This window comes from Bailinhaonella thermotolerans (assembly GCF_003594875.1).
GTDB classification, from domain to species: domain Bacteria; phylum Actinomycetota; class Actinomycetes; order Streptosporangiales; family Streptosporangiaceae; genus Bailinhaonella; species Bailinhaonella thermotolerans.
The window spans coordinates 42,581-57,458 of record NZ_QZEY01000025.1; the positions used below are offsets into that span (position 1 = coordinate 42,581).

The 14,878-nt window shown below is 77.0% G+C and carries 5 protein-coding genes; all 5 read right to left on the bottom strand.

What is annotated here, in order from left to right:
* Positions 1-3 precede the first annotated feature (3 nt).
* The 5 genes from D5H75_RS37360 to D5H75_RS37380 are packed head-to-tail and all read right to left on the bottom strand — an operon-like array spanning position 4 to position 14,864.
* The gene (locus D5H75_RS37360; protein WP_242454745.1) at positions 4-5,238 is read right to left on the bottom strand and encodes a type I polyketide synthase; all 5,235 of its coding nucleotides are present in this window, start codon (positions 5,236-5,238) and stop codon (positions 4-6) included.
* Entirely contained in the window at positions 5,235-8,759 is a 3,525-nt protein-coding gene (locus tag D5H75_RS37365) for a non-ribosomal peptide synthetase (protein ID WP_119931345.1), read from the bottom strand. Before D5H75_RS37365 ends, D5H75_RS37360 begins: the two co-directional genes overlap by 4 nt.
* The gene (locus D5H75_RS37370) at positions 8,756-11,794 is read right to left on the bottom strand and encodes a thioesterase domain-containing protein (protein ID WP_119931346.1); all 3,039 of its coding nucleotides are present in this window, start codon (positions 11,792-11,794) and stop codon (positions 8,756-8,758) included. Before D5H75_RS37370 ends, D5H75_RS37365 begins: the two co-directional genes overlap by 4 nt.
* Positions 11,791-13,488, bottom strand: coding sequence for a beta-ketoacyl synthase N-terminal-like domain-containing protein (locus tag D5H75_RS37375; protein ID WP_119931347.1), 1,698 nt, complete (start codon positions 13,486-13,488; stop codon positions 11,791-11,793). Before D5H75_RS37375 ends, D5H75_RS37370 begins: the two co-directional genes overlap by 4 nt.
* Positions 13,488-14,864: a DUF6002 family protein gene (locus D5H75_RS37380; protein WP_119931348.1), complete on the bottom strand. Its 1,377-nt coding sequence runs from the start codon at positions 14,862-14,864 to the stop codon at positions 13,488-13,490. The genes D5H75_RS37375 and D5H75_RS37380 overlap by 1 nt, the downstream gene beginning before the upstream one ends.
* Positions 14,865-14,878 lie beyond the last annotated feature (14 nt).

Here is a 14,878-nt window from a genome sequence, read left to right on the forward strand (position 1 = left end):
TGACTACCTCCTGGACAGTCGCGGAATGGCGGCCGGGGCCGGCGCGGGGTCCGGGCCGGGGGCCGCGGAGAGCTGTTCGACCCGGGCGGCCATCTGCTCGACCGTCGGGGCCTCGAACAGGGTGCGCATCGGCAGCTTCACGCCGATCGCGGCGCGCACCTGGGCGATGAGCTGGACGGCCACCAGCGAGTTGCCGCCCAGGTCGAAGAAGTCGTCGTCGGCCCCGACCTCGGCCACGCCCAGCACCTCGCCCCAGATCCGGGCGAGGGTGACCGCCAGCTCTCCCCGCGGCGCGTTGTACGGCGTCTCGCGTTCGGCGGCGGGCCCGGCGGGGGCGACGACCTCGGCGGGCCGCCGTTCCCGCTCGGCCACCTCGGCCAGCGGCGTGGCGCTGATGACCACCTGCGGGCCGAGCCCGGCGGTGAGCGCCCGGCAGAACGCCTCCACGCCCTCGGCCGGGCCGATGCCCGAGCCCGGGTCCGCCGCCGGGGCGGCCGGGGCGGCCAGGGACAGCGCTCCGGGGTCCACGCGGCGCAGCGTGAACTCCTCGATCTCGGCCAGCACCGTCCCCGACTCGTCGAGCAGGGTCAGGTCCACCGCCACGATCTCCTCGCCGGAGCCGCGGTGCCGCAGGTGGCTGAGGAACCGCTCGGGCAGCGGCGCGTGGACGGTGAGCCGCCCGTAGCTCAGCGGCAGGTAGGAGCCGCCGCCCCGGGCGCCGCTGAAGGAGGTGGCCACGTCGAGCAGCGCCGGGTGCAGGACCCAGTCGGCGACCTCGGCGGGGTGCGGAGCCGTGACGAGCGCCAGCTCCTCGCCGTCGCCGGTCCACGTCCGCTCCGGCTCGCGCCAGTGCGGGCCGAAGGTCAGCGCGCTCACGCGCCCCTCCGCCGCCGGCGCGGCGGGCCGCATGCGCGCGAGCAGTTCCTCCGGGTCGGCCGCGCCCGCCGCCGGGCGCGCCCAGGCCGCCGTGCCCGAGGTGCGCGTACGGCCGTCGGCGGCCACCTCGAAGCGGCCGTCGGCCGCGATCGAGACGACCACCTCGGCGCGGGCGCCCTCGGGCACCGCCAGCGGCTCGGTGAAGACCACGTCGGTCAGCTCGACGACGTATCCCTCGCCGGGGGCGGGGACGCAGGCGGCGAAGGCCGCGCGGGCGCATTCGAGCTGGGCGGTGGCGGGCAGGACGGGCGTGTCCCCGATCCGGTGCTCGTCCAGCACCCAGTGGGTGCCGGCCGAGATCAGGCCCTTGGCGATCAGGCCGCTGCGGGTGCGCAGCAGCGGGTGCTCCAGCGGCTCCGGCGGCGCCTCGCCGCGCGCCTCCGCGGCCATGCCGACCTCGCGCCACGCGCCCCAGTTGATCGAGATCACCCGGGGGCCGCGCGCGGCCCTGGCGTACGCGTCGAGGAAGGCGTTGGCGGCCGTGTAGTCCACCTGGCCGAACCCGCCGGTCAGCGCGGTGACCGAGGAGCACAGGGCGACGAAGTCGAGGTCCTGCCCGGCGATCGCCCGCCACAGCGCGAGCGTGCCCGCGAGCTTGGGCGCGAGCACGGCGCGGGCCCGGTCCAGCTCCTTGACCTCGGCCATCCCGCCGCCGGGCAGCCCGGCCGCGTGCACGACGCCGTCCAGCCCGCCGTACTCCGCGGTCACCTCGGCCATGACGGCGCGCATCCGCTCGGGGTCGGCGACGTCGGCGGCCACGACCATGACCCGCCCGCCCGCGGCCTCGACGCGCCTGATGGCGGCGATCGCGCGGGCCGTGCGGGCGTCGCCGGGGCGGTCCCACTCCTCGCGCGGCGGCAGGCCGGTGCGGCCGACCAGCACCAGGCGGGCCCGGAAGCGGGTGCCGAACTCCTCGGCGAGCGTGACGCCGATGCCGCCGAGACCGCCGGTGATCAGGTAGCGGCCGCCCTCGCGGAGCCCGGCGACCGGCCCGGCGGGCAGGGCGACGGGCTCGGCGCGGCGCTGCCAGCGGCGGCCGGCGCGCAGCGCGACGACCTCTTCCCGGGCGGGGCGGCGCAGCTCGGCGAGCACGTCGGCGTCGGCCGTGGCGGCGTCCAGGTCGAGGTGGCCGACGGTCAGCCCGGCGATCTCCAGCGGCGTCACGCGGGTGATGCCCGCGACGGTGGCGTGCTCGGGCCGGGTCAGGTCGCCGCCGAGGACGTCCTCGGTGCCCTCGGTCAGCACGTCGATCCGCACGCCCTCGGCGGCCTGCGCCGCCGCCAGTGCCTGGACGAGCAGCAGGAGGCTGAACAGGCCGCGCTCCTGGGCGCGCTCGGCGGCGGCCGGGTCGTCGCCCGCGGGCTCGCCGGCCAGCGCCCAGGCGTGCAGGATCCGGGTGAGCGGGCTCGCGGACAGGGCCGCGACCAGGGCGTCGTAGTCGTCCCGCTCCCCCGGCCGCAGCGTGTACCCGCCCTCGGCGGGCCCGAAGGCCGCGCCGGGCCGCACCTCGACCACCTCGGTCCCCGCCGCGCGCAGCGCCGCGCACAGCCGCGCGGCCCGGTCGCCGTCCACGAAGGCGACGCAGCGCGCCGGGACCTCGCCCAGGGGCCCGCCGGTCACCTGGTGCCAGACCGGCACCTCGAACCAGTCGTCGATCGTCCTTCGCGCGGGCGCCGGGACCGCGGCGGCGAGCGCGCCCTCTCCCGGCTCGACGAAGTGCCTCCTGCGCTCGTACGGGTACCCGGGCAGCGACACGCGCCGCCCCGTCCCGGCCGGTTCCACCGGGACGCCCGCGACCCAGAGCCGGGCCGCCGAGCCGTACAGCGTCTCCAGGTCCCCGGTCTTCTCGGCGGGGCCGGGCAGGCTCGCCAGCGGGGCCGTCGCTCCGGCCGCGATCGCCTCGCGGAGCTGCATCCGCGCCAGGCTCGCGAGCTGCTTGCCGGGGCCGCACTCCAGCAGCGCCCACGAGCCCTCGGCGAGCAGGGTGGCCACGCAGTCGCCGAAGAGCACCGTCTCGCGCAGGTGCCGGGCCCAGTAGGCGGGGTCCACGGCCTGCTCGGGGGTGATCCAGCGGCCGGTGACGTTCGACAGGAACGGCAGGGCGGGCGCGGTCCTCGGCACCGCCGCGACGACGCCGGTGAACTCGGCCAGGATCGGGTCCATCATCGCCGAGTGGAAGGCGTGCGAGGTCCGCAGCGGCGTGCAGCGGACTCCGTCGGCGCGCAGCCGCTCGGTGTACGCCTCGACGGCCTCGACCGGCCCGGCCACCACGCAGGTGCCGGGGCCGTTCACGGTGGCGATCGACAGGTCGTCCGGCAGCGTGGCGGAGACCTGCTCCACGTCGCGCTGCACGGCCAGCATCGCGCCCGGGGGCATCGACTGCATCAGCCTGCCCCGCGCCGCGACCAGCCGCAGCGCGTCGGGCAGCGAGAACACGCCCGCGAGGGTCGCGGCGACGTACTCGCCGATGGAGTGGCCGATCATGGCGGCGGGCCGTACGCCCCACTCCTGCCAGAGGGCGGCGAGCGCGTACTCGATCGTGAACAGCGCGGGCTGGGCCAGCCGGGTCCGCCGCAGCGGCTCGTCGTCCGCGCCGAACATCAGCGGCCTGATGTCCTCGCCCAGCTCGGGCAGGAGCAGTTCGGCGCAGCGGTCCACGGCGGCGGCGAACGCCGGCTCGGCCTCGTAGAGCCGGGCGCCCATGCCCGCGTACTGCGCGCCCTGCCCGGAGAAGAGGAACGCCACGGACGGCGCGGGGTCGGCGGCCTGGCCGGTGTGGCACCGCTTGCGGTCGCCCAGGGCGCTCGCGTCCTCGGCCAGGACCGCCAGGCGGTGGGGGTACGCCTTGCGGCCGTGCCGCAGCGTGAACGCCACGTCGGCGAGGGAGAGCCCGGGGTCGCGCTCCAGCCGTTCGGCCAGGGCGGCGCGGGTGGCCTCCAGCGCCTCGGGCGTGCGGGCCGAGAGCTGGAGCAGCTCGGGCCGGGGCGCGCGGGGCGAGGGCTCGGCGGGGGGCGCCTCCTGGAGGATGACGTGGGCGTTGGTGCCGCCGATGCCGAACGAGCTGACGGCGGCCCGCTTCGGCCCCTCCCACTTGGTCAGGCTGGAGACGACGTAGAAGGGGCTCGCGTCGAAGTCGATGGCGGGGTTGGGCCGCTCGTAGTTGACGCTGGGCGGGATCAGGCCGTGCTCCATCGACAGCACGGTCTTGATCAGGCCGACGACGCCGGACGCCTGGCTGAGGTGGCCGAGGTTCGACTTCACCGAGCCGATGCCGCACCAGCCGGTCTCGTCGGTGTCGCGGCCGTACACGGCGGTCAGCGCCGACATCTCGATCGGGTCGCCGAGGGCGGTCCCGGTGCCGTGCGCCTCGACGTAGCCGATCGTGCGCGGGTCCACGCCCGCCACGCCGAGCGCCTGGGCGATCACCTCAGCCTGCCCCTGGACGCTGGGCGCGGAAAACCCGATCTTGCTGGTGCCGTCGTTGTTGATCGCGTTGCCGAGGATGACGGCGCGGATGTGGTCGCCGTCGGCGATCGCGTCCTCCAGCCGCTTGAGCGTCACGACGCCCACGCCGCTGCCCCACATGGTGCCGTCCGCGCCCGCGTCGAACGGGCGCACGTGGCCGCCCGGCGAGGTGTAGCCGTCCATGGCGACGTAGCCGCGGTGGTGCGGCAGCTCGACGCAGACGCCGCCGGCCAGCGCCATGTCGCACTCGCCGCCGCGCAGCGCCTCGCAGGCCAGGTGGACCGCGACCAGCGAGGTGGAGCAGGCGGTGGCGACCGTCAGGCTGGGGCCGCGCAGGTTCAGCCGGTAGGAGACGGAGGTGGCGATGTAGTCGGGGTTGTTGCCGACCGACAGGCCCAGCGCGCCCGCGCCGTTCGCGACGCGCGGGTTGGTGCGCAGGTTCAGCCACTGGTACTGGCTGGGCCCGGCGCCGCCGTACACGCCGATCTCGCCGTCGTAGCGCTCGGGGTCGTACCCGGCGTCCACGAGGGCGGCGTGCGACTGCTCCAGGAAGAGGCGCTGCTGCGGGTCGGCCAGCTCGGCCTCGCGGGCGGTCATCCCGAAGAAGGCGGCGTCGAAGTCCTCCATGCCCGGCAGCACGTGCTGGGCGGACACGAACGAGGGGTTGTCCAGCTCCGCCTCGGGGACGCCCCGGGCGAGCTGCTCCTCGCGGCTGAAGACGGTCACCGACTCGACGCCGTCCACCAGGTTGCGCCAGAACTGGGACAGGTCGCCGGCCCCCGGCACCCGGGCGCTCATGCCGATGATCGCGATGGGCTCCGCGCCGAACTCTGTCACTGTCGCCCTCTCTTCCTGCGTAGGTCGGTTCGCTGACGGCGGGCCTCGGCCCGCTGCTCGGCCCTGCCGAGGAGCGGCCGGCCGGTGCCGCCGTCGAGGTGGGCGGCCAGGGCCCGTACGGTCGTGTGCTGGAACAGGTCCACCAGCGGGAGCCGCCGCCCGGTCAGCTCGGCGAGCCTGTCCTGCACGACGACGAGGGTCAGCGAGGTGCCGCCCACGTCGAAGAAGTTGTCGGTCGCGCTCACGGCGGACCGCTCCAGCACCTCGCACCAGACGCCGGCCACCCGGCGCTCGGTCTCGGTGGCGGGCGCGGCCGATCCGGCGGCCGGGGCGCTCACGGGCACGGGGGCGGACGGCGACGCCCCGGTCACCCCCGCGGCCCCGGTCCCGCCCGTCGTCCCGGTCACCCCGGTCACCCCGGTCACCCCGGTCACGCCGGACGCCAGGGCGGCGACGCCGGGCACGTCATGGCCGGCGACCGGACGCTCGGGCGCCGCGGCCGCCTCGCCCAGCAGCGTCGTGTACGCCGTGAGCAGGGTCCCGATCCGGCCCGCGGTGAACAGGTCGGGGTTGTAGACGCAGTCCACGGCGTACGACCCGTCGCGCTCGACCACGTAGACCGTGAGGTCGAACGGCGAGCCCGCCAGCCCCGGCGGGACCCGCTCGGCGGTGACGCCGGGCAGGTCCAGCCGCGGCTCGGGGAAGTTGTAGACGTTGAACAGCACCTGCACCAGCGGCGCGCGCGCCGGGTCGCGCGGCAGGGCCAGCGCCTCCACCATCCGCTCCAGCGTCGCCCCGGGCCTGGCCAGGACGGCGAGGAACTCCTCGGCGCAGTCGCGCACCCGCTCGGCGAAGCTCTGGCCGCCGCCCATGCGCAACCGCAGCGGCACCACCTCGACGAAGAACCCCACCAGGTCCTGGAAGGCGACGTGCCGCCGGTCCGCGGCGGGCGTGCCCACCACCAGGTCGTCGCGGCCCGTGACCCGCCGCAGCACCTCGCCGAACGCCGCCAGCAGCACCGTCGGCGCGGTCGTGCCGAGCCGGGCCGCCAGCGCCCGCACCGCCTCGGAGGCCCCGGCGGGCAGCGCCGCCGTCGCCATCGCGCCGCCGTACGTCTGGACCGGGGGGCGCGGCCGGTCGGCGGGCAGCTCCAAGGTGGCGGGGACGCCCGCCAGGTGCTCCTTCCACCAGGCCAGGTCGCCCGCGCCGCGCCGGGCGTCCCGGGCCTCCCGCCACACCGCGTAGTCCGCGAACCCGGCGGGGGCCGGGCCGAGGTCCGGGTCCCGGTAGGCGCGGGCCAGGTCCGCGAGGAACGGCCGCTGCGACCACCCGTCGAACACCGCGTGGTGGAAGGTCAGCGCGAGGACGTGCTCCTCGGGCGCGAGCCGTGCCAGCCGGGCCTGCCACAGCGGTCCCGTGGCCAGGTCGAAGCGGTGGCCCGCCTCCGCGTCGAGCAGCCGCCGCAGCCGGGTCTCCCGCGCGTCGTCGCCGCTCAGGTCGTCGATCGGCAGCGGCACCTCGCCCGGCGGGTCCGCCTCGGCGTACGGCAGGCCGCGCGCGTCCGGCACCCGCCAGCGCAGCACCTCGTGCCGGGCGGCGACCGCCGCGAGCGCCCGGCGCAGCGCCGCGACGTCGAGGGGGCCGCGCAGCCGTTCGGCGAGCGCGATGTTGTAGGCGGCGCTGTCGGGGGCGAGCCGGTCCACGAACCACAGGCGGCGCTGCGCGGCCGTGAGCGTCGGCGGGCTGCCCTGGGGAAGCGGGTCGTCCCCCGGCTCGGCGCGCTCGACCGCGGCCACGAGCCCGGCCAGCGTACGGCCGGCGAACACGTCCTCGGCCGCCACGGGCCGGCCCAGCTCCGAGCGGATCGCCGACACCAGCCGCATCGCGCTGATGGAGTGGCCGCCGGAGGCGAAGAAGTCGTCGTCCATCCCGACCTGATCGGCGGGGACGCCGATCACCCGCGCCCACAGGTCCGCCACGCGCCGTTCGAGCCCGGTCTCCGGGGCGCGGCCCGCCCGCGGCGCGGCGCGTCCGAGGAGGGCGCGCAGGGCCTCGCCGTCCACCTTGCCCGAGGCGAGCAGCGGCAGGCTCGCGAGCGCGACCACGCGGGAGGGCACCATGGCGGCGGGGAGCCGATGGGCGCAGTGGGCCAGCAGCTCGTCCCCGGGCAGGTCGCCCGGGGTGCAGAAGGCCACCAGGCGGGCGCCGTCCGGGCCCTCGACGGCCTCCACCACGGCGTGGGCGACCCGGGGGTGCGCCCGCAGGGCCGTCTCCACCTCGCCGATCTCGACGCGCTGGCCCCTGATCTTGACCTGGCGGTCGGTCCGGCCGAGGAACAGCAGCTCGCCGTCCTCCTGCCGGACCACCAGGTCGCCGGTCCGGTAGAGCCGGCCGCCCGGCTCCCCGAAGGGGTCGGGCACGAACCGCTCGGCCGTCAGCGCGGGCGCGTTCAGGTAGCCCCGGGCCAGCCCGAAGCCGCCGATCAGGAGTTCGCCCGGCTCCCCCGGCCCGACCTGCCGCAGGTCCTCGTCCACGACGTACGCCCGGTGGCCCTCCAGCGCCCGGCCGATGGGCAGCGGCCGCTCCCAGCGGCCCGACGCCTCGAACGCCGTCACGCAGACCGTCGCCTCGGTCGGCCCGTAGCAGTTGAGGAACCGGCGTCCCCCGGCCGACCAGCGCTCGACCTGCTCGGGCCCGGGCGCCTCCGCCCCGGTGATCACCGTGCGCCAGGCGGGCAGCCCGGCGGGGTCGAGCAGCGGCAGCAGCGCCACCGGCACGCAGCCCCAGGTGACGCCGTGCTCGGCCGCGAAGCGCTGGAGCCGCGCCGGGTCCGCCCGGTCGGCCTCGCCCGCGAGCTGCACCGAGCCGCCCGCCGCCAGCGGCACCAGGATGTCCAGGACGGACACGTCGAAGCCGAGGGAGGCGAACCCGAACGCGCGGGTGTCCTCGTCCGCGCCGGTGAAGCGGCCGAAGGCCAGGGCGTAGCACAGCAGGCTGTGGTGGCTGACCACGACGCCCTTGGGGCGGCCCGTGGAGCCCGAGGTGTACAGGACGTAGGCGGCGTTCCCCGGGCGGGCCGGGCACGCCGCCTCCTCCGCGCCGGCCGGGCCGTCCCCGGCGCCCCGGCCTCCTCCGGGGGCGGGCACCAGGACGGCGCCGTCGAACAGCGCCGCGGTCTCCTCGTCGGCCACGACCACGTCGATCCCGGCGTCGCGGACGATCTCCGCCCGCCGTTCCGCCGGCCCGTCGGGGTCGAGCGGCACGTAGGCGCCGCCGGACAGCAGCACGCCGAGCACGCCCGTGACCAGGGACGGCCTGCGCCGCAGGCACACCCCCACCCGGTGCTCGGGCCGCACGCCCCGGGCGCGCAGCTCGGCCGCCAGCGCCCGGGCCGCGCCGGCCAGGTCCGCGTAGGTCAGGGCCCGGTCCCACTGGCGTACGGCCGTCGCGTCCGGCCGCAGGCCGGCGCGGTCCAGGATCAGGCCGGGCAGGGTCGCGCCCGCGAGGGCGGTGGTGTTCATGTCGTCCCCCAGGCCGGTACCGGGTCGGTGGCGTGCAGGCGCAGCTCGGTGAAGTAGCGGCGGCCCTCGGCGTCGGCGAGCCACGCCTGGCCGGGCCCCGGCAGCAGCTCGGTGATCACGAGCCGGGCGGACTCGTCGCCGGCGCGGCGCAGCATCGCGCACAGGAGCGAGGCGTAGAGCGGGCTGCCCAGATCGACGTACGTCGGCTTGATCTCGGTGCTCAGCTTCACGAACACCCGCTCGGGCAGCCCGAGGGCCCGCCGCCAGGCGCGCACCGCCAGGTAGCAGTCCCGCTCGCCGCGCGCCGAGGTCAGGCCCGTCGCGCCCACGGTCGTCCGCCAGGTCTCCCGGGCGACCACCAGGCGGTCGATGGAGATGCGCGGCGTGTGCTCGTGCGTGGCCGCGCCGGTCAGCTTGAAGCCGTCCACCGCGTGCATGGACACCAGCGAGGCGAACATCTCCAGCAGCGGCCACCGCCGCCCGTCGGGGGCGCGCGCGATCAGCTCGCCCTCCTCCTCGGTCACGAGCACCGAGGTCGCGGGCAGCAGCCGGTCGGGGTCGGCCCCCGGCGCGGAGGTCCACCCGAGCTGCCGGTCGGCAGGCCCGTCCAGGCTGTGCGACACGCGGCCGGTGTAGCGCGGCCAGTCGGCCGGGTAGAGCGGCCGGACCCGGTGCGGGCCGAGGTCGGCGGCCAGGGCGTCCCGCAGCGAACCGGGGTCGGGGTGGGCGCGCGTGAACACCGCGCAGTCGAACGTGGGCCAGGCCGCGTGCATCTCGCCCAGCACGACCAGGTAGTCGCCCCGCTCGATCGCCTCCGCGCTGTCGGCGCAGATCTGCAGGTCCGGGCTGTGCAGCCGGGCGGAGGACCAGCCGGGACGGTCGGCGGGGAAGGTCGCGGCGACCGCCTCGGCCAGTTCCGCGGCGGTGAACCGCAGCTCGCCGTCCGCGGGCCGGTCCAGCCCGAACAGGGCCGCCCAGCGGCGGGCGAACTCGCGGGCCACCTCGTCCACCGGGCGCGGGCCCGAGCCGAACAGCAGGCCCTGGGCCAGGAACCACACGTCGGACAGGCGCACCTCGCCGCCCTCGGCGCGCAGTTCCTCGTACAGCTCGCGCAGCGCCGCGCCGTAGGCGTCGGCCAGCGCCGCCGTGAGCCAGCGGGCCGCGCGCAGCAGCAGGGCGAGCGGTTCGGCGAGCTCCGTGAGCAGCGGCCCGCCGAAGCGGACGTCCACGTCGCGGACGGTGTCCTCGTAGACCAGGCCGCGCCCGGCGTAGGTCTGCCCCGCCCGGCGCGCGGCGGGCAGGCCGGTGACGGCGGTGAACTCCTCGTCGAGCGCGTCGAGGGCGGCCTTCAGCGCGCCGGGGTCGCCCGCCGCGTCGGCCACCCGGTCGCGGGCGGCGCACAGCCGGTCGAGCCCGGCGAGGGCCCCGCTCACGTCGTACGCCGGATCGGCGGCGGCGACCCGGCCGAGCAGGTCGCGCAGCCGTACCTCGGCGTCGGGGTCCTGGGCCAGGTCGTGGCCGAAGGACAGCAGCTCGCGCTCGTCCAGCCGGTCCAGCAGCAGGAGGGCGTCGGCCTCGGTGCGGATGCCGGCGGCGCCCGCGGCGAGAGCGGCGACGTCGGCGGCGGAGCGGCGGCCGTCGCAGTGGGCCAGCACGGCGGCCTCGGCGGCCGACAGCGCCAGCGGCGGCTGCGCGGGCCGGAGCAGCTCACGGCCGCGCAGGGTCAGGTGCGGGCGGAGCCCGACGGGCATCAGCCGCCGGAACCCCGGGTCGGCGGCCAGCGTCCCGGCGTAGGCGCGGACGGCCCAGTCCTCGAAGGAGACCCGCCGCCGCCGGAGCGGGCGCGGGCCCGGCGCGACGGTGGCGGCCGGGGCGGCCGGGTCGATCTCGGTCCAGGTGACGGGGCCGAAGAAGCCGATCGTCTCGTTCTTGGCGCAGTAGCGCTGCCAGTACTTGGCCACCAGCAGTTCGCGGGCCCGCCGTTCGTGGTTGCGCCGCTCCTCCGGGCCGCCCCGCACGAGCCCGTCGAGCGCCGTCAGCGCGTTGCGGTTCTGCCAGGTCACGGCCTCGCGGAACAGCGGGTCCGCGGCCAGTTCGCTCGCCCGCGCCGCGCCCTCGGCCAGCGCCTCGGCGAACGCCTTGTCGAACAGGGCGGCGTCGGTCCGCCCGGCGAGCAGGTCGTCGGCGGCCTCGGCGCATCCGGGCGCGGCGAACAGGTCCAGCCCGTCGGCGGGGAAGCCGGTGCTGCGCAGGATGGCGTCGCGCCACACCGACCAGCCCGTGTCCCCGAGCGGGATGAGGTGGCCGCGCGTGGCCGCGGCGAGGTCGGCGCGGATCTCGCCGAGGATGCGGTCGCGGGCCTCGTGCAGGAAGAAGTGGCCGCCCGGCTCGACGCGCAGGCCGAACCCGGCCGCCGTGTGCGCGGCCCAGTGCCGCATGGCCTCGGCGGGCACGGCGGGGTCCTCGCTCCCGGCGAACGCCGTGATCGGCACGGGGAGGGGGTCCTCCTCCCGGTGGCGGTAGGCGTCCAGCCAGCCGAAGTCGGCCCGGAGCGCGGGCAGCACCAGGTCGAGCAGCTCGGGTTCGGACAGCAGCTCGGCGGGCATGCCGCCGAGCGCCGACAGCCGGGCGAGCAGCGTCTCGTCGTCCACGGCGGACAGGCCCGCGAGCGGGTCGGCCAGGCCCGGCGGGCGGCAGCCGCCGAGGTAGAGCCGGACGGGCGGGCGCACGCCGCGCCGACGCAGCTCGCGGACGAGCTCGAAGCCGATCCGGCCGCCCATGGAGTGGCCGTAGATCGCGTACGGCCGGTCGGCGAGCGCGGCGACCTCGGTGGCCAGCTCGGCCAGGTCGAAGGGGGCGTTGTCGCGGATCCGGCTCTCCCGGCCCGGCAGCACCGCCGCCAGGACCTCCACGTCCGGTCCCGCGGCGGCCGACCAGCCCCGGAAGGCGGCGGCCCCCGCGCCGGCGTACGGCAGGCAGAACAACCGCGCCCGGGCTCCGGGGCGGTGGTGGGGCGTGCTGAACCAGTCGCTCATGGCCGTGCCTCGATCCAGTGACGCCGCCGTTGGAAGGGGTACGCGGGCAGGGAGACGCGCCGCGCCCCGGGTGTGCCGGGCCACTCCACGTCGGCCCCGGAGACCCACGCGGACGCCCGCGCCACCAGCTCGGCGGGCGCGCCGGCCGGGTGGTCCGGCGGGGCCGCGCCGGCGGCGGCGCGCAGCAGCGGCACGGCCTCGGCGACGTCCCGGCAGAGCACCGCCGCCCGGCGCGCGAACGCCCGCCGCCCCGCGAGCGTGCGGGCCACGTCGTCCGGCCGCGGCGGCGCGCCGGCCGCCACCTGGGCGGCGAGGTGATCGGCCAGCCGCGTCAGCGCCTCGCGCAGCGCCTCCGGCGTGCGCGCCGACACCGGCAGCGCGTGCCATCCGCCGTCCGCGCCGGCGCGCGGGGCCTCCTCGGGCGCGTTCTCCACGATCACGTGCGCGTTGGTGCCGCCCAGCCCGAAGGAGCTGACCCCGGCCAGCCGCGGCCCCGCCGGGAACGGGTGGTTCTCCACCGGGACGAAGAACGGCGAGGAGGCGAAGTCGATCTCCGGGTTGGGCGTCCGGAAGTGCAGGTTCGCGGGGACGATCCCGTGGCGTACGGCGAGCACGGCCTTGATGAGGCTCGCCGCGCCCGCCGCCGCGTCCAGGTTGCCCAGGTTGGTCTTGAGCGAGCCGAGCGCGCACGAGCCGGGCGCGAGGCCGTCGCCGAACGCCCTGGCCAGCGCCGCCACCTCGATCGCGTCGCCGGCGAGGGTGCCGCTGCCGTGCGCCTCGACGTAGCCGATGTCCGCGGGGCTCGCCTCGGCGCTCGCCAGCGCCTCGGCCACGACCGCGGCCTGCCCGTCGAGCCCCGGGGCGGCGAACCCGGCCCGGGCCGCGCCGTCGTTGCCGACCGCCCAGCCGCGCAGGACCGCGAGCACCTGGTCGCCGTCCTCCTGGGCGTCCTCCAGCCGCTTCAGCGCCAGCACGGCGACGCCGCTGCCGTACGCGGCGCCCTGCCCGGCGGCGTCGAACGCGCGGCACCGCCCGTCAGGCGAGACCAGCCCGCCCGGGGTGTGGCGGAAGCGCGGCTCGGTGACGCTCACCCCGCCTGCCAGCGCCAGGTCGCACCGGTAGTCGAGCAGGCTCTGCGCGGCCGTGCACACCGCGACCAGGGAGCTGGAGCAGGCCGTCTGGGTCGCGATCGCCGGCCCGGTCAGGCCCAGCCGGTACGCCACCTGGGCGGGCAGGTAGTCGGCCGCCGACCCGGGCAGCAGCAGCGACTCCCAGTCGTCCGTGGCCGACGGGTTCCCGAACTGGCGGAACAGGAAGTACCGGTTGAGCGAGGAGCCCGCGAACACCCCGACGATGCCGTCGCGGGCGGCCGGGTCGTGCCCGGCGTCCTCCAGCGCCGCCCACGCCTGCTCCAGGAAGAGCCGCTGCTGCGGATCCATCCGTACGGCCTCGGCGTCGGGCACGCCGAAGAACTCGGCGTCGAAGTCGGCCACGCCCTCCAGCCGCCCGTGCGCGGGCACGTGGGCGGGGTCGGCGATGAGCCGCTCGCCGACGCCCAGCTCCCGCAGCTCGGCGGGGGTGTGGTCGTGGACCGCGTCCACGCCGCCGAGCAGGTTCCGCCACAGGGCCGCCACGTCGGGCGCGCCGGGGAACCGCCCGGCCATCCCGACGACGGCGATCGCGTCCCCGCCCATCAGCCGATGACCGCCTCTGCGACGTCCTCGACCGTGCCCACGCGGGTGATCGCGGCGTCCTCGACCGGCCGGTAGCCGGCCGCCGTGTAGCAGCCCGAGCCGTGGACCACGATGTCGCGGCCCTCGTCCACCAGGCCCCGGTCCACGGCGTTGAGCACGCCGGTCATGGCCATCACCAGCGACCACTCGCGGAGCGTGCGCGGGTCGGCGGGCAGCTCGCAGCCCGTCCCGGCGAGCATCGCGCGAAGGCGCGGGTAGCGGGCCACGCACTCGGCCAGGGACACCACGATCCCGTCGCCGCCGAAGCGGGCGATCAGGTCGTTCATCGCGGGCGACGTGGCGGGCCTGTGCGTGTAGAAGGTCGGGTCCAGCACCTCGTCCGGGTCGTAGGTGACCTGCGGGAAGCGCGGGTCCGCCGACTGGGCGTACAGGCCGTCCTCGCCCAGGGCGTACGCGGGGATGGCGGCCCGGTCGAAGTCGCCGTGGCGCAGGTTGAGCACCATGTCGGGGGTGCCCAGGTGCTGGACGAGGAGGCTGGCGGGGCGGGTCGCGGGGTCGGCGGCGCCCTCCTCCTCCAGCACGGCCCGGCCGCGGTGGTAGCCGAGCAGGCCGAAGGCGCTGGAGACGGCGTGCGCGTGCAGGCGCGGCCGCTCCCCCGCGGGGTCCGCGGCGTGCTCGAAGAAGGCGCGGGCGGTGTCGGCGACCAGGTAGTTCGCCAGTTCCAGGGAGTACCAGAGGTTGTCGCCCATGGCCGCGAAGTCGCCGATGTGCTTGTCCGCGAACCTGCGGCCGATGGCCTTGACGTCCTCGGCGTGCTCCCCGGTGTAGACCAGGAGGGGGTTCAGCTCGCGCAGGGCCGGGTCCGTCGAGAGCCTGCTGGAACGCAGCTTGGCCAGGCACGACTCGGGGGCCAGCACGACCACGCGGAGCTGCCCGGGCTCGACGAGGCCGGCCTCGATCGCGCGGAGCACGGCGTCGCGCAGGGCCGTGCCCTTGTTGGCCGACGTGGGCGAGAAGATCGTGACGCGCTCGCCGTGCCTGCGGATGTACTCCACCGCGCGGGCCACGATGAGCAGCGACGCGAAGGTCTTGGTGGTGCCCGTGCCCGGGTTGCCCGTCAGGTCGAGCAGGGACAGCCGGTGCCCGCCGTACGTCCCGAGGCCCTGCCAGGAGGCGGTGGCGACGGACAGGTACTCCCGCATCCGGTCGTCCAGCTCGGGCAGCAGGAAGCCCGGGGAGAACGCGCTGCCGTCCTTGACGGGGGCGGGGTCGTCCACGCAGGCGGCGATAGCGCGGGGCAGCCGGTCGTAGAAGTCGGCCAGCAGGTTGGCGGTGCGGGCGGACCCGGACGCGGCGGGCACAAAGGAGTTCGGCATCGTTGACGGACCTC

What these genes read in the sequence shown, in the direction of transcription:
- D5H75_RS37365 (WP_119931345.1), bottom strand. Translation starts at nt 8,759, where the DNA reads ATGAACACCACCGCCCTCGCGGGCGCGACCCTGCCCGGCCTGATCCTG.
- D5H75_RS37370 (WP_119931346.1), bottom strand. Translation starts at nt 11,794, where the DNA reads ATGAGCGACTGGTTCAGCACGCCCCACCACCGCCCCGGAGCCCGGGCG.
- D5H75_RS37375 (WP_119931347.1), bottom strand. Translation starts at nt 13,488, where the DNA reads ATGGGCGGGGACGCGATCGCCGTCGTCGGGATGGCCGGGCGGTTCCCC.
- D5H75_RS37380 (WP_119931348.1), bottom strand. Translation starts at nt 14,864, where the DNA reads ATGCCGAACTCCTTTGTGCCCGCCGCGTCCGGGTCCGCCCGCACCGCC.